The organism is Streptomyces palmae (assembly GCF_004684805.1).
Taxonomy (GTDB): Bacteria; Actinomycetota; Actinomycetes; order Streptomycetales; family Streptomycetaceae; genus Streptomyces; species Streptomyces palmae.
Genome location: NZ_SRID01000198.1, coordinates 1 through 12,544 on the forward strand (window position 1 = coordinate 1; position 12,544 = coordinate 12,544).

General features: G+C 69.4%; 12 protein-coding genes and 2 riboswitches. Of the genes, 4 read left to right on the forward strand and 8 right to left on the reverse strand.

Annotated elements, in window-relative coordinates; all coding sequences use genetic code 11:
* The first annotated feature begins 116 nt into the window (after positions 1 to 116).
* From E4099_RS19870 to E4099_RS19880, 3 genes are read left to right on the forward strand one after another with little or no spacing between them, the layout of a single operon-like run.
* Positions 117 to 542 (forward strand): roadblock/LC7 domain-containing protein, encoded by a 426-nt coding sequence (locus tag E4099_RS19870; RefSeq protein WP_135340439.1) that lies wholly within the window; start codon positions 117 to 119, stop codon positions 540 to 542.
* Positions 539 to 901, forward strand: coding sequence for a DUF742 domain-containing protein (locus E4099_RS19875; RefSeq protein ID WP_135340440.1), 363 nt, complete (start codon positions 539 to 541; stop codon positions 899 to 901). The genes E4099_RS19870 and E4099_RS19875 overlap by 4 nt, the downstream gene beginning before the upstream one ends.
* A gap of 12 nt (positions 902 to 913) precedes the next feature.
* Positions 914 to 2,131 carry a cytochrome P450 gene (locus E4099_RS19880; RefSeq protein WP_135340441.1) on the forward strand — a complete coding sequence of 406 codons (1,218 nt, stop codon included), beginning with the start codon at positions 914 to 916 and terminating at the stop codon, positions 2,129 to 2,131.
* Positions 2,132 to 2,252: 121 nt separating this feature from the next.
* Here E4099_RS19880 and E4099_RS19885 read toward each other — a convergent pair whose 3' ends face one another.
* From E4099_RS19885 to gcvT, 8 genes are all read right to left on the reverse strand, one after another.
* Positions 2,253 to 3,764, reverse strand: coding sequence for a hypothetical protein (locus tag E4099_RS19885; protein WP_135340442.1), 1,512 nt, complete (start codon positions 3,762 to 3,764; stop codon positions 2,253 to 2,255).
* A gap of 269 nt (positions 3,765 to 4,033) precedes the next feature.
* Positions 4,034 to 4,552 carry a hypothetical protein gene (locus tag E4099_RS19890; protein WP_135340443.1) on the reverse strand — a complete coding sequence of 173 codons (519 nt, stop codon included), beginning with the start codon at positions 4,550 to 4,552 and terminating at the stop codon, positions 4,034 to 4,036.
* A gap of 51 nt (positions 4,553 to 4,603) precedes the next feature.
* Positions 4,604 to 6,109 (reverse strand): hypothetical protein, encoded by a 1,506-nt coding sequence (locus E4099_RS19895; RefSeq protein ID WP_135340444.1) that lies wholly within the window; start codon positions 6,107 to 6,109, stop codon positions 4,604 to 4,606.
* A gap of 12 nt (positions 6,110 to 6,121) precedes the next feature.
* On the reverse strand, positions 6,122 to 6,601 hold the full coding sequence (locus E4099_RS19900; protein ID WP_135340445.1) for a hypothetical protein: 480 nt from the start codon (positions 6,599 to 6,601) through the stop codon (positions 6,122 to 6,124).
* 152 nt (positions 6,602 to 6,753) lie between these two features.
* Complete coding sequence (locus E4099_RS19905) at positions 6,754 to 8,136, reverse strand: L-serine ammonia-lyase (RefSeq protein WP_135340446.1); 1,383 nt, start codon at positions 8,134 to 8,136, stop codon at positions 6,754 to 6,756.
* Between the two features lie 152 nt (positions 8,137 to 8,288).
* On the reverse strand, positions 8,289 to 9,548 hold the full coding sequence (glyA, locus tag E4099_RS19910; protein ID WP_135340447.1) for a serine hydroxymethyltransferase: 1,260 nt from the start codon (positions 9,546 to 9,548) through the stop codon (positions 8,289 to 8,291).
* A gap of 32 nt (positions 9,549 to 9,580) precedes the next feature.
* On the reverse strand, positions 9,581 to 9,958 hold the full coding sequence (gcvH, locus tag E4099_RS19915) for a glycine cleavage system protein GcvH (RefSeq protein ID WP_135340448.1): 378 nt from the start codon (positions 9,956 to 9,958) through the stop codon (positions 9,581 to 9,583).
* A gap of 110 nt (positions 9,959 to 10,068) precedes the next feature.
* Entirely contained in the window at positions 10,069 to 11,187 is a 1,119-nt protein-coding gene (gcvT, locus tag E4099_RS19920) for a glycine cleavage system aminomethyltransferase GcvT (RefSeq protein WP_135340449.1), read from the reverse strand.
* A gap of 34 nt (positions 11,188 to 11,221) precedes the next feature.
* Positions 11,222 to 11,324, reverse strand: a riboswitch (glycine riboswitch).
* A riboswitch (glycine riboswitch) is annotated at positions 11,325 to 11,434 on the reverse strand.
* 366 nt (positions 11,435 to 11,800) lie between these two features.
* Here gcvT and E4099_RS19925 point away from each other — a divergent pair.
* Complete coding sequence (locus E4099_RS19925) at positions 11,801 to 12,532, forward strand: AAA family ATPase (protein WP_425348264.1); 732 nt, start codon at positions 11,801 to 11,803, stop codon at positions 12,530 to 12,532.
* Positions 12,533 to 12,544: the final 12 nt, after the last annotated feature.

Below are 12,544 nucleotides of genomic sequence, written 5' to 3' on the forward strand. Positions count from 1 at the left end.
CATCCCACCCACCCCGGCCACCACGCATACCGGCCCGAACCGCATACCGGCCAAGACCACCAGGACCGCCCGGAGTACGAGGACCACCACAGCCGCCAGGAAGGGAACCCCGCCCCATGACCGCAGCCAAGCACGCCCTCCGTCCCGACATGTCCTGGATCCTGGACCCGCTGCTGGTCGTCAAGGGGGTACGGCACGGTGTGGTGCTGTCCGCGGACGGCATGGTCACCGGTGCCTCGCCCGGCCTGAGCAGGGAGGCGGGGGAGGGGGCGTCGGCGATGATGTCCGCCCTCCAGGGCGCCGCCCGCAGCCTGGCCAGAGAGCTGTCCGGCGACCCGCGCACCACGGTGGAGCAGGTGGTCGTCGCCACCGACAAGGGCTTCGTGTTCGCGGTCCCGGCCGGCCCCGACACCGTACTGGCGCTCTTCGCCGACCATGGCTGCGACATGGAGACCCTCTCGCACCGGGTACAGCTACAGGTCGCCGCGCTGGGCGAGAAGGCGGTGCACACCCCGTCGTACGATCGCGGCGCGGCCTCATGAGGGCGCACCGGGAGAGCAGACCGTTCGTACCGGCCTATATGGCGCTCGGCGGGCAGACCGAGCCGAGCCGCAGCACCCTGGATCCGCTCACCCTGCTCAGCGCCGCCGCGGACCGGGTGCCGCGGGGCCTGGACCCGGCCCGCCACCGCATCGCCCAGCTGCTGTGCGGCGGGCCGCTGTCGCTGGCCGAGGTGGCCGGGTACGTACGGCTGCCGGTCGGCGTGGTCAAGGTACTGGCGTCCGACCTGGTCGACCGGGGGCATCTGCGGGCCCGTGCCCCGATCCCGCCGGCGGGGCAGCAGGACGCCTGGCTGCTGGAGAAGGTGCTGAGTGGACTGCGCGCCCTCCGGGTCGAGTGACGGCCCCGTGCGATGAGCCCGTACCTGCGCCCGCCGATCCCGCTGTACGGCGCCGACTTCGCCGCCGACCCGCAGACCGTGTACGCCGCACTGCGGCGCTACGGGCAGGTCGCCCCGGTGGAGTTGGCGCCCGGGGTGGGCGCGTACCTGGTGGTGGGGTACCGGGCGGCGCTCGATCTGCTGCACGACACCGCCACCTGGAGCAAGGACTCCCGGGTCTGGCAGCAGAGCCTGCCGCCGGACTGCCCGGTGCTGCCCATGCTGATGTGGCGGCCCAACCCGCTCTCCAACGACGGTCCCGCCCACCAGCGCTACCGGCAGGCCATCATCGACGCCTTCGCCATGATCGAGCCGCATGAGCTACGCGCCGGGACCGCCCGCGCGGCCGACACCCTGATCCGCCGCTTCGCCGCCACCGGCAGCGCCGACCTGGTCGCCGACTACGCCCGTCCGGTACCGCTGCTGCTGTTCAACCAGCTGTGCGGGGTGCCCGAGGAGCACCACGACCGACTGGTCGCGCCCCTCGCCGCGATGGTGGAGGCCACCAGCCCCGACCAGGCCAACCGGGCCGGCGCCGACTTCCTGGCGTACGTCACCGAGCTGGTCGCCCGCAAACAGCGCCACCGCGGCCCCGACCTGGTCTCCTGGCTGCTCGACCACCCGGCCGGGCTGAGCACCGAGGAGGTCGCCGACCAGGTCCTGCTCACCCTGGCCGCGGGCAACGAGCCCACCGCCAACCTCATCTCCAACGCGCTGTCCCGGATGCTCAGCGACGACCGCTACTACAGCTCGCTGGCCGGCGGCGCCCTCACCGCCTGGGACGCGGTGCACGACGTACTGCGCAACGAGCCGCCGATGGCCAACTTCGGCGCCCACTTCCCGCGGCACGCGGTCGACTTCCACGGGGTGCGGATCGAGGCCCACGAACTGGTGCTGGTCTCCTACGCCGCCGCCAACACCACCCCGGACGGCCTCCCGCCTGGTCCCCGCACCGACGGCGGGGCCCACCTCGCCTGGTCCGCCGGGCCGCACGCCTGCCCGGTGAAGAACCCCGCGCTGCTGATCGCGACCACCGCCATCGAACAGCTCACCAGCCAGTTGTGCGACCTCGAACTCACCATCCCCCGCAACCAACTCCCCTGGCGCCCCGGCCCCTTCCACACCGCCCTCGCCCACCTCCCGGTGACCTTCACCCCGGTCCCACCGGAGCCCGCCCCCTGGCCGAGATGACGAAGGGGTCGCCCCTGCGGGGGGCCATGTCTTGGGCCAACGGAAACGGGGCTGCGGACGGTTGGCGAGCCAGACAGCATGATGGGGTGGCCGACCTGCTGTTTCGCAGAGACCAAGGGGGTTACGTACAAGTCCCCTTGCCGCTCTCGGTCGGCTCCAGCCACGCCTTGTTGGCGGGTAGCTTCACTGGCTCGTCCGCGACCGGATCCCACAGGACGATCGTGCTGCCTACGACGTTGATGAGCAGATAGGGGCGGTCCGGGTTCAGCGCGGGGCCCTCGCCGGGGATGCTCCCGAGCGCGGTGGTCGTCCGTACGCACGTCCAGGAAGGTGCGACGCCGAAGTACGCCGGCGGTTCCGTGCCGCGTTCGGCAGCGGCCTTGGTGCGTTCGGCAGCCTTGCTGGTCGAGTCCAGGGCGATGCCGGCCGTGATGGTCAGGAGGGCGACGAAGACGAGGGCGTGAAGCACGATGTTCGTGCGCTCGCCGGGAGCCGCGTAGTAGTGGTGGCGGTGCCGGGCGATGCCCCACCAGGCAGGGACGACCAGCACGTAGGCCAGCATCGACACGAGCTTCAGCGAGGCGACGAACTGCCACAGGGGTGGGACGTCGAGATCGCCGGCGCTCAGGTCCAGCTCGTCCGCGTACAAGGCGTGGAGCACCGAACCCGCTGCTACGAAGCTTGAGATCAGCAGCGTGACGACGAGGGGGATGGCCCACCCGACCCATTCACCCCATGTCCACTGCCGTACCAGGAGCCAGAGTCCCGTGACCACCCCGAGAACGAGAACGGTGTAGTACATGGTGGAAGGCGTCCAGCCTTCGCTGCCGAGAAGTCCGCGCCCGGCGGCCGTGAAGAACCCGGACACCAGGAGGACCAGCACCGCGCCCATTGCCTTGCCGTCGGGGAAGAGCCGCCAACCGGCCCGTGCCGCCTGCACGGCACCGGCGAGCGCCAGCAGGATCCACAACCACTGACTTGCCGGTACGGCATGGGCCGCCAAGGCGAGGGCGGCAGCGGGCACAAGAGCCCATATGACGGCGTGCAGGGCCCGGCGGGTGCCCTCCTCCTCCGGCCATCGGCGCACCGGGTCCTTCCACATGCCGTCCAAGGGCCGGACGGCGGTCCTCGCAGTGGTCGCTGGATTTTCGGCGCGGGCCAAGCGCAGGGCTTGCCGTGCGGGACCGGTTGTGAGCCCACCGACGTCGTAGGAGCCGCGAACCATGGCCCAGTTGGCGAAGAACCGGCGCCACGGCGAGTGGAGGGCGTCTCGTCTTCGCTGACCGTCGATGACGCGCCAGCGGGAGCGTGTCTCCCGGTCCCGGTGAATGCGTTCGGCGCGCAGGACGTAGGCTTCCAGACGCGCGGACCGGGCCACCTTGCGGATCCGATCGGCAGCGCCTCGGTCACATCCCTTGGCGATGCCGAAGAGGCGCACCTCGATCTCGTAGACGCGGGAGTCGGGAGACGGGTCGACGGCGTTCCCCAGGGGTCCTTGCCCAGCGGGGTGTTCGGCGCGGACGGGCCAGCCCTGCTGAAGGAACCGCTCCTTGGCCTCCTCCCAGTCCCGCTGACCCCCGCGGACTTCGACGAAGACCCGCACCCGCTGGTCGTAGCGTGCCCCCTGCGCCATCCGCCGCTCCCTCACGTGGCCGCCGTGTTCGACTCCGCCGGACCGGTGATCTCCGATGGGTCGGGAGTGTACGGGCCGTGTGACGAAACCACTGTGACACCCGGATGACTCACCTCGCCGCCGTCATCGGGGGAGGGCCTTCGGCGTCGAGCTGCGGCGTGAATCTCCAGGCCGGAAGGCCCTGCGCCACGCTAGGACGCCTTCCGGTCATGCCAGCAGGCCACGCGGGACCGCCATTGTGCGCGGTGACACGCCAGCGAATCGACCGGTCAGTTCGCGTCGAGCCGGGGCTCGATGAACGACCTGAAATAGAGCCGCTGCTGGCCAGGCGTGAAGGTGTGGGCGAAAATGTCGACGCAGTACCGGAGGTGTTTCCCTTCGGGAGTGGTCGCCCCACCGGGACAGAAGCTGGCCTTCTTCAATCCTTTGGTGAGTGTCTCCGGGTCCGGAAGCCCCAAATGAGAGAAGGGTCCCATGGATGGGTCTGCCTTTTCCTTTGGATGGTCGTTCCCGATCATCTCCTGATCTCCCGGAACAAGCCGTGTGAGGTAGGCATCGGCCTTCGGGTTGGGCAGCGTGAAAGAGAGGATCCCGATGTCATACCGCGAACCGGCCTGAAACCCTGCGCGTGCATCCGAAGCGCCCGAAGGGATGCGCACCCCCATTCGCTTGCTCATCCACTCTGGGGTGGTGCCAGACCTCCAGCAGCAGTCGAGGTCCCGCCCTGTCGACGATTGCTCGTCGTCGGCGAGCGCCACCAGGCCGAGAAGGGCGGCGGTCGCCGCCATGACGGCTCCAACGGTGACCAAAATGGGGCGGTGCACTCGAACTCCTACCGTTCAATCGGTCGTTGCATCCGTGCGGCTTTTCTGCTGTTCTCGATTTGGATCTGTACGCCCGCCATCTCGGCTGGGCTCGTCGGGGGCGGGGAGTGGCTGAGTGCTCGGGGTTTTTCCTCCCAGGTCGTAGTGCTTCACTGAACTACTGCCCGCCATGTCGTATTCCTGGGCGAGCCCAGTCTTGTGCATACGGCCCATCTCCCCGTCAGGGATTTCGAGGGGTCCGATACTCACTCCCTTGCCTTCGTCCCAGTTGTAGCGATCCCAGGCATTCACCTGGTAGTCAAGGCCGACCTTGGGGTTGCCATGGGCGTCAGGTACGACGGTGACCACTCCCGTTACATTCGTCCTCGTGGAGCCAACGGCGTAATACCAGTTTTCGTCAGTTGCCTTGGAGAATGAGAAGTCGTTGTTCGCGGTTTCCACGCGTATGGCGACGGGCTTGCCGCCGTTCTTCCTGAATTCCTCCAATGCCTGCATTCGCCATTTGTTTCGCCTGGCGTTGATGTCATCTTCGATGCGATTCCTGAAGTCACTGTCGTCCGACAACATCTTGTCAACGGGGAGTTTCATGGGATCGCCGCTGTTTTCCAGGTAGTGGACCATGTTGCGCGAGGCGTCGGGCTTTCCCGTCCAATCCGCACCCTCGGCCAGCAGTTTCATTTTTGTCTTTGTCCAGCTCTCGCCCAGCCCCGGGCTTTCCGCGCCATGCCGTCCGGAACCCGCGTCCGGCGCGGCGCGTTTCACGGTGGGATCGAGCAGCCCTGCTGCCAGTAGGTCATCCTTGTGATCGGTCCACAACCGGGCGCGCGCTTCGGGACTCAGTGACTGCCACAGACGTCGCAGCTCGGCGCGCTGTTTGTCGTTTGCGTCGTCGCCGAGGGAGGCAAGCTTGATGGCGCGCGGGAGCTGGTCCTCGTCGAGTGACGTGTACTTCGCGTGCCCGGCGTTATAGGAGTCGCTGCCATGGCTTCGCTTCAGGGCTCGAGTGACGGCGGCGTCGATCTCTGCAGCGTATGTGACCAGGCCGGTCAGCGTGTCGGAGTACCACTTCTCCAGGTCCTTGACGCGCTGCGAGGTCGCTATTTCGCTGTCTTTCTCGCATATCGCTGTCACCTGTACCGTGCCGTCGTGGTTGTCCAGCACCATCATGCCGGGATCCGCAGGGTCCCGCTCCGTGTTCCCTGCAGCGGCGTCTGCCTTGATTTTCTTGGCTTGCCCCTGGACGTAGGTCAGTTCCTTGTGCGCGTCCTCCAGGATGTTGTAGATGCTCTGGGCCTCCATGTGGAGGTCGAGGAACTCTTTTGCCGTGCTCCGCACGAAGTCCTTGGTGACCGACGCGTTAAGTCCTTCCCACCTGGCCGCATCGGACTTCCTCACTAATCCGCCATAGACCGTCGTCCTGAGTTTTTCAAGATTTCCGACCATGGTCTTCCAGTCGTCGGCTGCGGTGCTCAGTTTCCCGAGGTTCAGGTCGAGAAGATCCGAGAACGTGAACTTTCCCATGTCCCCCGCCCGTTACTTGACGTACTTGGAGATCTCGGAAACCGACAGCGCGTCGCCGTTTCGATGGAGAAGTGAGGCCGCGAGTTCTTCGTCGTCCTTCGCGTGGGCCTTCTTCGAATAGTCCAGATGGTTCGAGATATGGGCGCACATCTGGAGTACCGTATTCACCTGGGATTCCCAGAACGTGAGCGTATCCAGGAGACCGGGGCCCATGGCCAGGTTGCGTGAGGTCAGCTCCTTCGCCGCCTGCGCGGTCGACCCTGACCCGCTCTTGTCGCTGCCCGCACCGCCGATATCGGCCTGCTTGTGAAGCATGCCGTGCAAACGGAAGGCCTCATGGCCGACGGCGCCGAGGTCGTCCTGGTGAACGACAAGGTCAGCGCCTGATCCGCCATCGGCTCCACCCGGGTCGACCTTGTCGAGCTGCGTCGCCCCCGGCCGCTGCTTGCTCGCCTCGGACACCAATTGCGCCCAGTCTTCGCTGAACGTCATTCGCCCCCCCGAGTTGTCCATGACGTGTAATCGCATGTTAACAGCATGGAGTCATCGATGGCCGAAGGTGGAGAGACGGCGGGGACCGTCTCTCCTTTACCTCCGGAGCGACGTACGGGAGGTGTGGGGGCGCAGGGCCCGGAGTCAGCGGGTCAGCACTCGATGACGTTGACCGCGAGGCCGCCGCGGGCCGTCTCCTTGTACTTGACCTTCATGTCGGCGCCGGTCTCCTTCATGGTCTTGATGACCTTGTCGAGGGAGACATGGTGCCGGCCGTCGCCGCGCAGGGCCATGCGGGCGGCGGTGACGGCCTTGACCGCGGCCATGCCGTTGCGCTCGATGCACGGGATCTGGACCAGGCCGCCGACCGGGTCGCAGGTCAGACCCAGGTTGTGCTCCATGCCGATCTCGGCCGCGTTCTCCACCTGCTCGGGGGAGCCGCCCAGCACCTCGGCCAGGCCGCCGGCGGCCATCGAGCAGGCCGAGCCGACCTCGCCCTGGCAGCCGACCTCGGCGCCGGAGATGGACGCGTTCTCCTTGAAGAGCATGCCGATGGCCCCGGCGGCCAGCAGGAAGCGGACCACGCCGTCCTCGTCGGCCCCGGGCACGAAGTTCAGGTAGTAGTGGAGGACGGCGGGGATGATGCCGGCGGCGCCGTTGGTGGGGGCGGTCACCACCCGGCCGCCGGCCGCGTTCTCCTCGTTGACGGCCATCGCGTAGAGGGTGACCCACTCCATGGCGCGCGCGGCCGGGTCCCCCTCGGCGCGCAGCTGGCGGGCGGAGGTGGCGGCGCGGCGGCGCACCTTGAGCCCGCCGGGCAGGATGCCCTCCCGGGTCATGCCGCGGGTCACGCAGGACTGCATCACCCGCCAGATCTCCAGCAGCCCCTCGCGGATCTCCTGCTCGGTGCGCCAGGCCTTCTCGTTCTCCAGCATCAGCGCGGAGATCGACAGACCGGTCTCCCGGGACAGCCGCAGCAGCTCGTCGCCGGTGCGGAAGGGGTACGTCAGCACGGTGTCGTCGAGCTTGATCCGGTCCTCGCCGACCGCGTCCTCGTCGACCACGAAGCCGCCGCCGACCGAGTAGTAGGTCTTCTCCAGCAGCGGCAGGCCCTCGTGGTCGTAGGCGAAGAGGGTCATGCCGTTGGCGTGGTAGGGCAGGGAGCGGCGGCGGTGCAGGATCAGCTGGGTGGGCTCGTCGAAGTCGATCTCGTGGGTGTCGCCTATCTCCGCGCCGAGCAGCCGCAGCCGCTTGGCGGTGCGGATGCGCTGCACCTCGTCGTCGGCCGTCTCCACGTCCACGGTGCGGGGGGAGTGCCCTTCCAGGCCGAGCAGCACGGCCTTGGGCGTGCCGTGGCCGTGGCCGGTGGCGCCCAGCGAGCCGAACAGCTCCGCGCGGACCTGGGTCGTCTGCGCCAGCAGACCGTCCTTCTTCAGGCGGCGCACGAACATCCGGGCGGCGCGCATCGGGCCGACCGTGTGGGAGCTGGACGGACCTATGCCGATGGAGAAGAGGTCGAAGACGGAGATGGCCACGGTTGCGGACTCCTTTGTCGGCTCGTGGGTGGAACGAGGACGGGGCGGCTGAGGGGTACGGGCGCCTCAGGGTGCCGCGTCCATCGCCCCGGCGGGGCACCGGCACACCCTCCAGTGTGCCGGTGCCCCGGGTCGGGCGTGCGTACCGCCGGTTACAGGCCGGGGTACAGGGGGTGCTTGCCGGCCAGCGCGGCGACGCGGGCCTTGAGCGGCTCGGTGTCGTGGGTCGGCTTGAGCGCCTCGGCGATGATGTCGGCGACCTCGCGGAAGTCCTCCGCGGTGAAGCCTCGGGTGGCCAGTGCCGGGGTGCCGATCCGCAGGCCCGAGGTGACCATCGGGGGGCGCGGGTCGTTCGGGACGGCGTTCCGGTTGACCGTGATGCCGATCTCGTGCAGCCGGTCCTCGGCCTGCTGGCCGTCCAGCTCCGAGTGGCGCAGGTCGACCAGGACCAGGTGGACGTCGGTGCCGCCGGAGAGGACGGAGGCGCCCGCCTCCTTGACGTCGTCCTGGGTCAGGCGCTCGGCGATGATCTTCGCGCCCTCCAGGGTGCGCTGCTGGCGCTCCTTGAACTCCTCCGAGGCCGCGACCTTGAAGGCCACCGCCTTGGCGGCGATCACGTGCTCCAGCGGGCCACCCTGCTGACCGGGGAAGACCGCGGAGTTGATCTTCTTGGCCAGCTCGGCGGTGGACAGGATCACGCCACCGCGCGGGCCGCCCAGGGTCTTGTGGGTGGTGGTGGTGACGATGTGGGCGTGCGGCACCGGGTTGGGGTGCAGCCCGGCCGCCACCAGACCGGCGAAGTGCGCCATGTCGACCATCAGGTAGGCGCCGACCTCGTCCGCGATGCGGCGGAAGGCGGCGAAGTCCAGCTGGCGCGGGTACGCGGACCAGCCGGCGATGATCAGCTTGGGGCGGTTCTCCTTGGCCAGCCGCTCGACCTCGGCCATGTCCACCTGGCCGGTGGCGTCGTCCACGTGGTAGGCGACCACGTTGTAGAGCTTGCCGGAGAAGTTCAGCCGCATGCCGTGGGTCAGGTGCCCGCCGTGGGCGAGGTTCAGACCCAGGATGGTGTCGCCGGGGGAGAGCAGCGCGAACATCGCGGCGGCGTTGGCCTGCGCACCGGAGTGCGGCTGGACATTGGCCGCCTCGGCGCCGAAGAGCGCCTTGATCCGGTCGATGGCGATGCGCTCGATGACGTCCACGTGCTCGCAGCCACCGTAGTAGCGGCGGCCCGGGTAGCCCTCGGCGTACTTGTTGGTGAGTACCGAACCCTGGGCCTCCATGACCGCGACCGGAGCGAAGTTCTCCGAGGCGATCATCTCCAGGGTGGACTGCTGGCGGTGGAGCTCGGCGTCGACAGCGGCGGCGACGTCGGGGTCGAGCTCGTGCAGGGAGCTGTTGAGAAGCGACATCAGGTTCCCGTTCGATGGAAGGGCCGGGGCGATCAGCTGCCGGAGAACTCGGTGTACTCGTCGGCGGTCAGCAGGTCCTCGGGCTCGCCGGCCAGCCGGACCTTGAACAGCCAGCCGCCCTCGAAGGGAGCCGAGTTCACCAGCGCCGGGTCGCTCACCACGTCCTCGTTGACCTCGGTGACCTCACCCGTCACCGGCGAGTACAGGTCGCTGACCGACTTGGTGGACTCCAGCTCACCGCAGGTCTCACCGGCGGTCACTGCGCTGCCGACCTCGGGGAGCTGCACGAAGACCACATCGCCCAGCGCGTTGGCCGCGTGCTCGGTGATGCCGACCGTCGACACGCCGTCCTCGGCGGGCGACAGCCACTCGTGCTCCTTGCTGTAGCGAAGCTGCTGCGGGTTGCTCATGTCGTGATTCTCCTGGATAAGAGGGTGTGGTCGTGCCATCGGTCTTGACAGGTGGGACGAATCCGCCGGATGTGACGAACCCGTCAGCCGGCCGGGGCCGGTACGCAGGATCAGCGCTGCCGCTTGTAGAAGGGCAGAGCGACGACCTGGTACGGCTCATGGGTGCCGCGGATGTCCACCGCGACGCCCTCGGTGCCCGGCTCGGCGTACGCCGCGTCGACGTAGGCCATCGCGAGCGGCTTGCCCAGGGTCGGGGAGGGGGCGCCGGAGGTGACCTCGCCGATCACCGTGCCGTCCGCCGCCACCACCGGGAAGCCGGCGCGCGGCACCCGGCGGCCCTCGGCGATCAGGCCGACCAGCTTGCGCGGGGCCCGCTCGGCCGCCTGGTCGCGGGCCGCCTCCAGGGCCGCCCGACCCACGAAGTCGCAGTCCTTGTCGAACTTGACGACCCGGCCCAGACCCGCGTCGAACGGGGTGAGGGCGGTGGTGAGCTCGTGCCCGTACAGCGGCATGCCCGCCTCCAGGCGCAGGGTGTCCCGGCAGGACAGCCCGCACGGCACCAGCCCGGCGCCCTGGCCGGCCTCGGTCAGCGCCTGCCAGACCTGCTCGGCGTCGCCCGGGGCGAGGAACAGCTCGAAGCCGTCCTCACCGGTGTAACCGGTACGGGCGATCAGCGCGGGGACCCCGGCGACCGTGCCGGGCAGCCCGGCGTAGTACTTGAGGCCGTCCAGGTCGGCGTCGGTCAGCTTGGCGAGGATGCCGGGGGCCTCGGGACCCTGCACGGCGATCAGCGCGTAGGCGTCCCGGTCGTCGCGGACCTCGGTCTCGAAGCCGGCGGCCCGCTCGGTGAGCGCGTCCAGCACCACCTGGGCGTTGGAGGCGTTCGCCACCACCATGTACTCCTGCTCGGCGAGCCGGTAGACGATCAGGTCGTCCAGGATGCCGCCCTGAGCGTCGCAGATCATGGTGTAGCGGGCCCGGCCCACCGCCAGCGCGGACAGGTTGCCGACCAGCGCGTGGTCCAGCGCCTGTCCGGCCTGCGGACCGGTGAGGGTGATCTCTCCCATGTGGGAGAGGTCGAAGAGGCCCGCGCGGGTGCGTACCGCGGTGTGCTCCTCGCGCTCGCTGCCGTAGCGCAGCGGCATGTCCCAGCCCGCGAAGTCGGTCATGGTGGCACCGAGCGAGCGGTGCAGTGCATCGAGCGCGGTGCGGCGTGGGGCGTCTGTCATGTTCGGTGCTCCCAGGCGAAGACGGAAGGGTCGGTTCTCCCCATCTGTCATCGGAACCTGAGAGCTTCACCGTGACCCACCGGGCCCGGCTTGCACCTTCGGCGGAGCCACGGCAGCGGCTCGCTTTTCAGATCTGCCTCGCCCGCGCGGTACTCGGGGCCTGAGAGATTCAAGGGAGGACTTGCTCCTTCGGCGCCCCGGGGCTCGGCTGGCGTTGCCGAGTGGGGGACTCTCCCGCGCGGATTCAAGCGGCCGGTATGCAGTTGCGCGCACATCATCGCATGTGATCGGGGTTATGGAACCCCCGGTCCGGCACGGGGGGCCCTCCGGGCGGGATTCGATGGGGGAGAGGGGTCGCCCGGGCGGCGCGGAGTGCCGGTGCGGGGGCGGTGTGTGCGCGCGGTACGGGTTCGTCCGGGGCGGCGCCGAGTGCCGGTGCGGGTGGTGTGTTCCTTCGGTACGGCCTACCTCGGTCCGCTTGGGGCATCGTGCTTTGAATGACCTTGAAGGTCATTACCTTTTCTTGACACTCTTCGGGTAGGCCGCCCCGTACGAGGTGAACGGGTGCCGACCCAGAGGCACAGGGCACGAGGGTACGAAGGGGCGATCGGCGATCACGGCGCACGGGCGGCGAGCAGGGGGAAGCGGAAGCGGAGCCATCGGGGGATCGGCCAGGCGGGCGGTCCCGGCGGCGCCGCCGACCGGGCCGGCGGCCGGGCCCGAGCCGTCGGTGCGCGGTCTGCGCGGGTTCCCAGCGCCGCGCGGGTCGCGGACCGGCCCCGTGCGCCTGGTGCGCGAGCTGCGCTATCCGGTCGGCGATCTGGTGGTCGCCTCCGGGCTGCCGGGCAGCGGCAAGAGCACCCTGATGAAGCGGACGGTGCCGGAGCGGGACCGGCGCGGCCGGGCGGTGCTGCGGGTGGACTCCCAGGACACCCGGGAGCGTTTCGAGGCATGGCTGCCGGTCCGGCTGCCGTACGCGGTGTACCGGCCCCTGGTCCGGATCGCGCACTACGCCGGGCTGCGGCGGGCGCTGCGCTCCGGGGCCAGCCTGGTGGTGCACGACTGCGGCACGCCGCGCTGGGTACGCCCCTGGCTGGCCCGCCACGCCCGGCGCCAGGGGCGTGATCTGCACCTGGTGCTGCTGGACGTGGAGCCGGCGCTCGCGCTGGCCGGCCAGGCGGCGCGCGGTCGGATGGTCTCCCGGCGCGCCTTCAGACGGCATGTGCGGGCGGTGCGGGAGTTGGTCACCCAGGTGGAGTCCGGGCGACCGCCGCCTGGGTGCGCGTCGGTGGCGCTGCTGGATCGCGGGGCCGCGGATGCGCTGGGGGGGATCGGGTTCGGGTGAGGGGTGTGCGGG

Coding starts and splice junctions, on each gene's coding strand:
- E4099_RS19890 (WP_135340443.1), bottom strand. CDS start 4,552: ATGGCGGCGACCGCCGCCCTTCTCGGCCTGGTGGCGCTCGCCGACGAC.
- glyA (WP_135340447.1), bottom strand. CDS start 9,548: ATGTCGCTTCTCAACAGCTCCCTGCACGAGCTCGACCCCGACGTCGCC.
- gcvH (WP_135340448.1), bottom strand. CDS start 9,958: ATGAGCAACCCGCAGCAGCTTCGCTACAGCAAGGAGCACGAGTGGCTG.
- E4099_RS19875 (WP_135340440.1), top strand. CDS start 539: ATGAGGGCGCACCGGGAGAGCAGACCGTTCGTACCGGCCTATATGGCG.
- gcvT (WP_135340449.1), bottom strand. CDS start 11,187: ATGACAGACGCCCCACGCCGCACCGCGCTCGATGCACTGCACCGCTCG.
- E4099_RS19885 (WP_135340442.1), bottom strand. CDS start 3,764: ATGGCGCAGGGGGCACGCTACGACCAGCGGGTGCGGGTCTTCGTCGAA.
- E4099_RS19900 (WP_135340445.1), bottom strand. CDS start 6,601: ATGACGTTCAGCGAAGACTGGGCGCAATTGGTGTCCGAGGCGAGCAAG.
- E4099_RS19895 (WP_135340444.1), bottom strand. CDS start 6,109: ATGGGAAAGTTCACGTTCTCGGATCTTCTCGACCTGAACCTCGGGAAA.
- E4099_RS19880 (WP_135340441.1), top strand. CDS start 914: ATGAGCCCGTACCTGCGCCCGCCGATCCCGCTGTACGGCGCCGACTTC.
- E4099_RS19870 (WP_135340439.1), top strand. CDS start 117: ATGACCGCAGCCAAGCACGCCCTCCGTCCCGACATGTCCTGGATCCTG.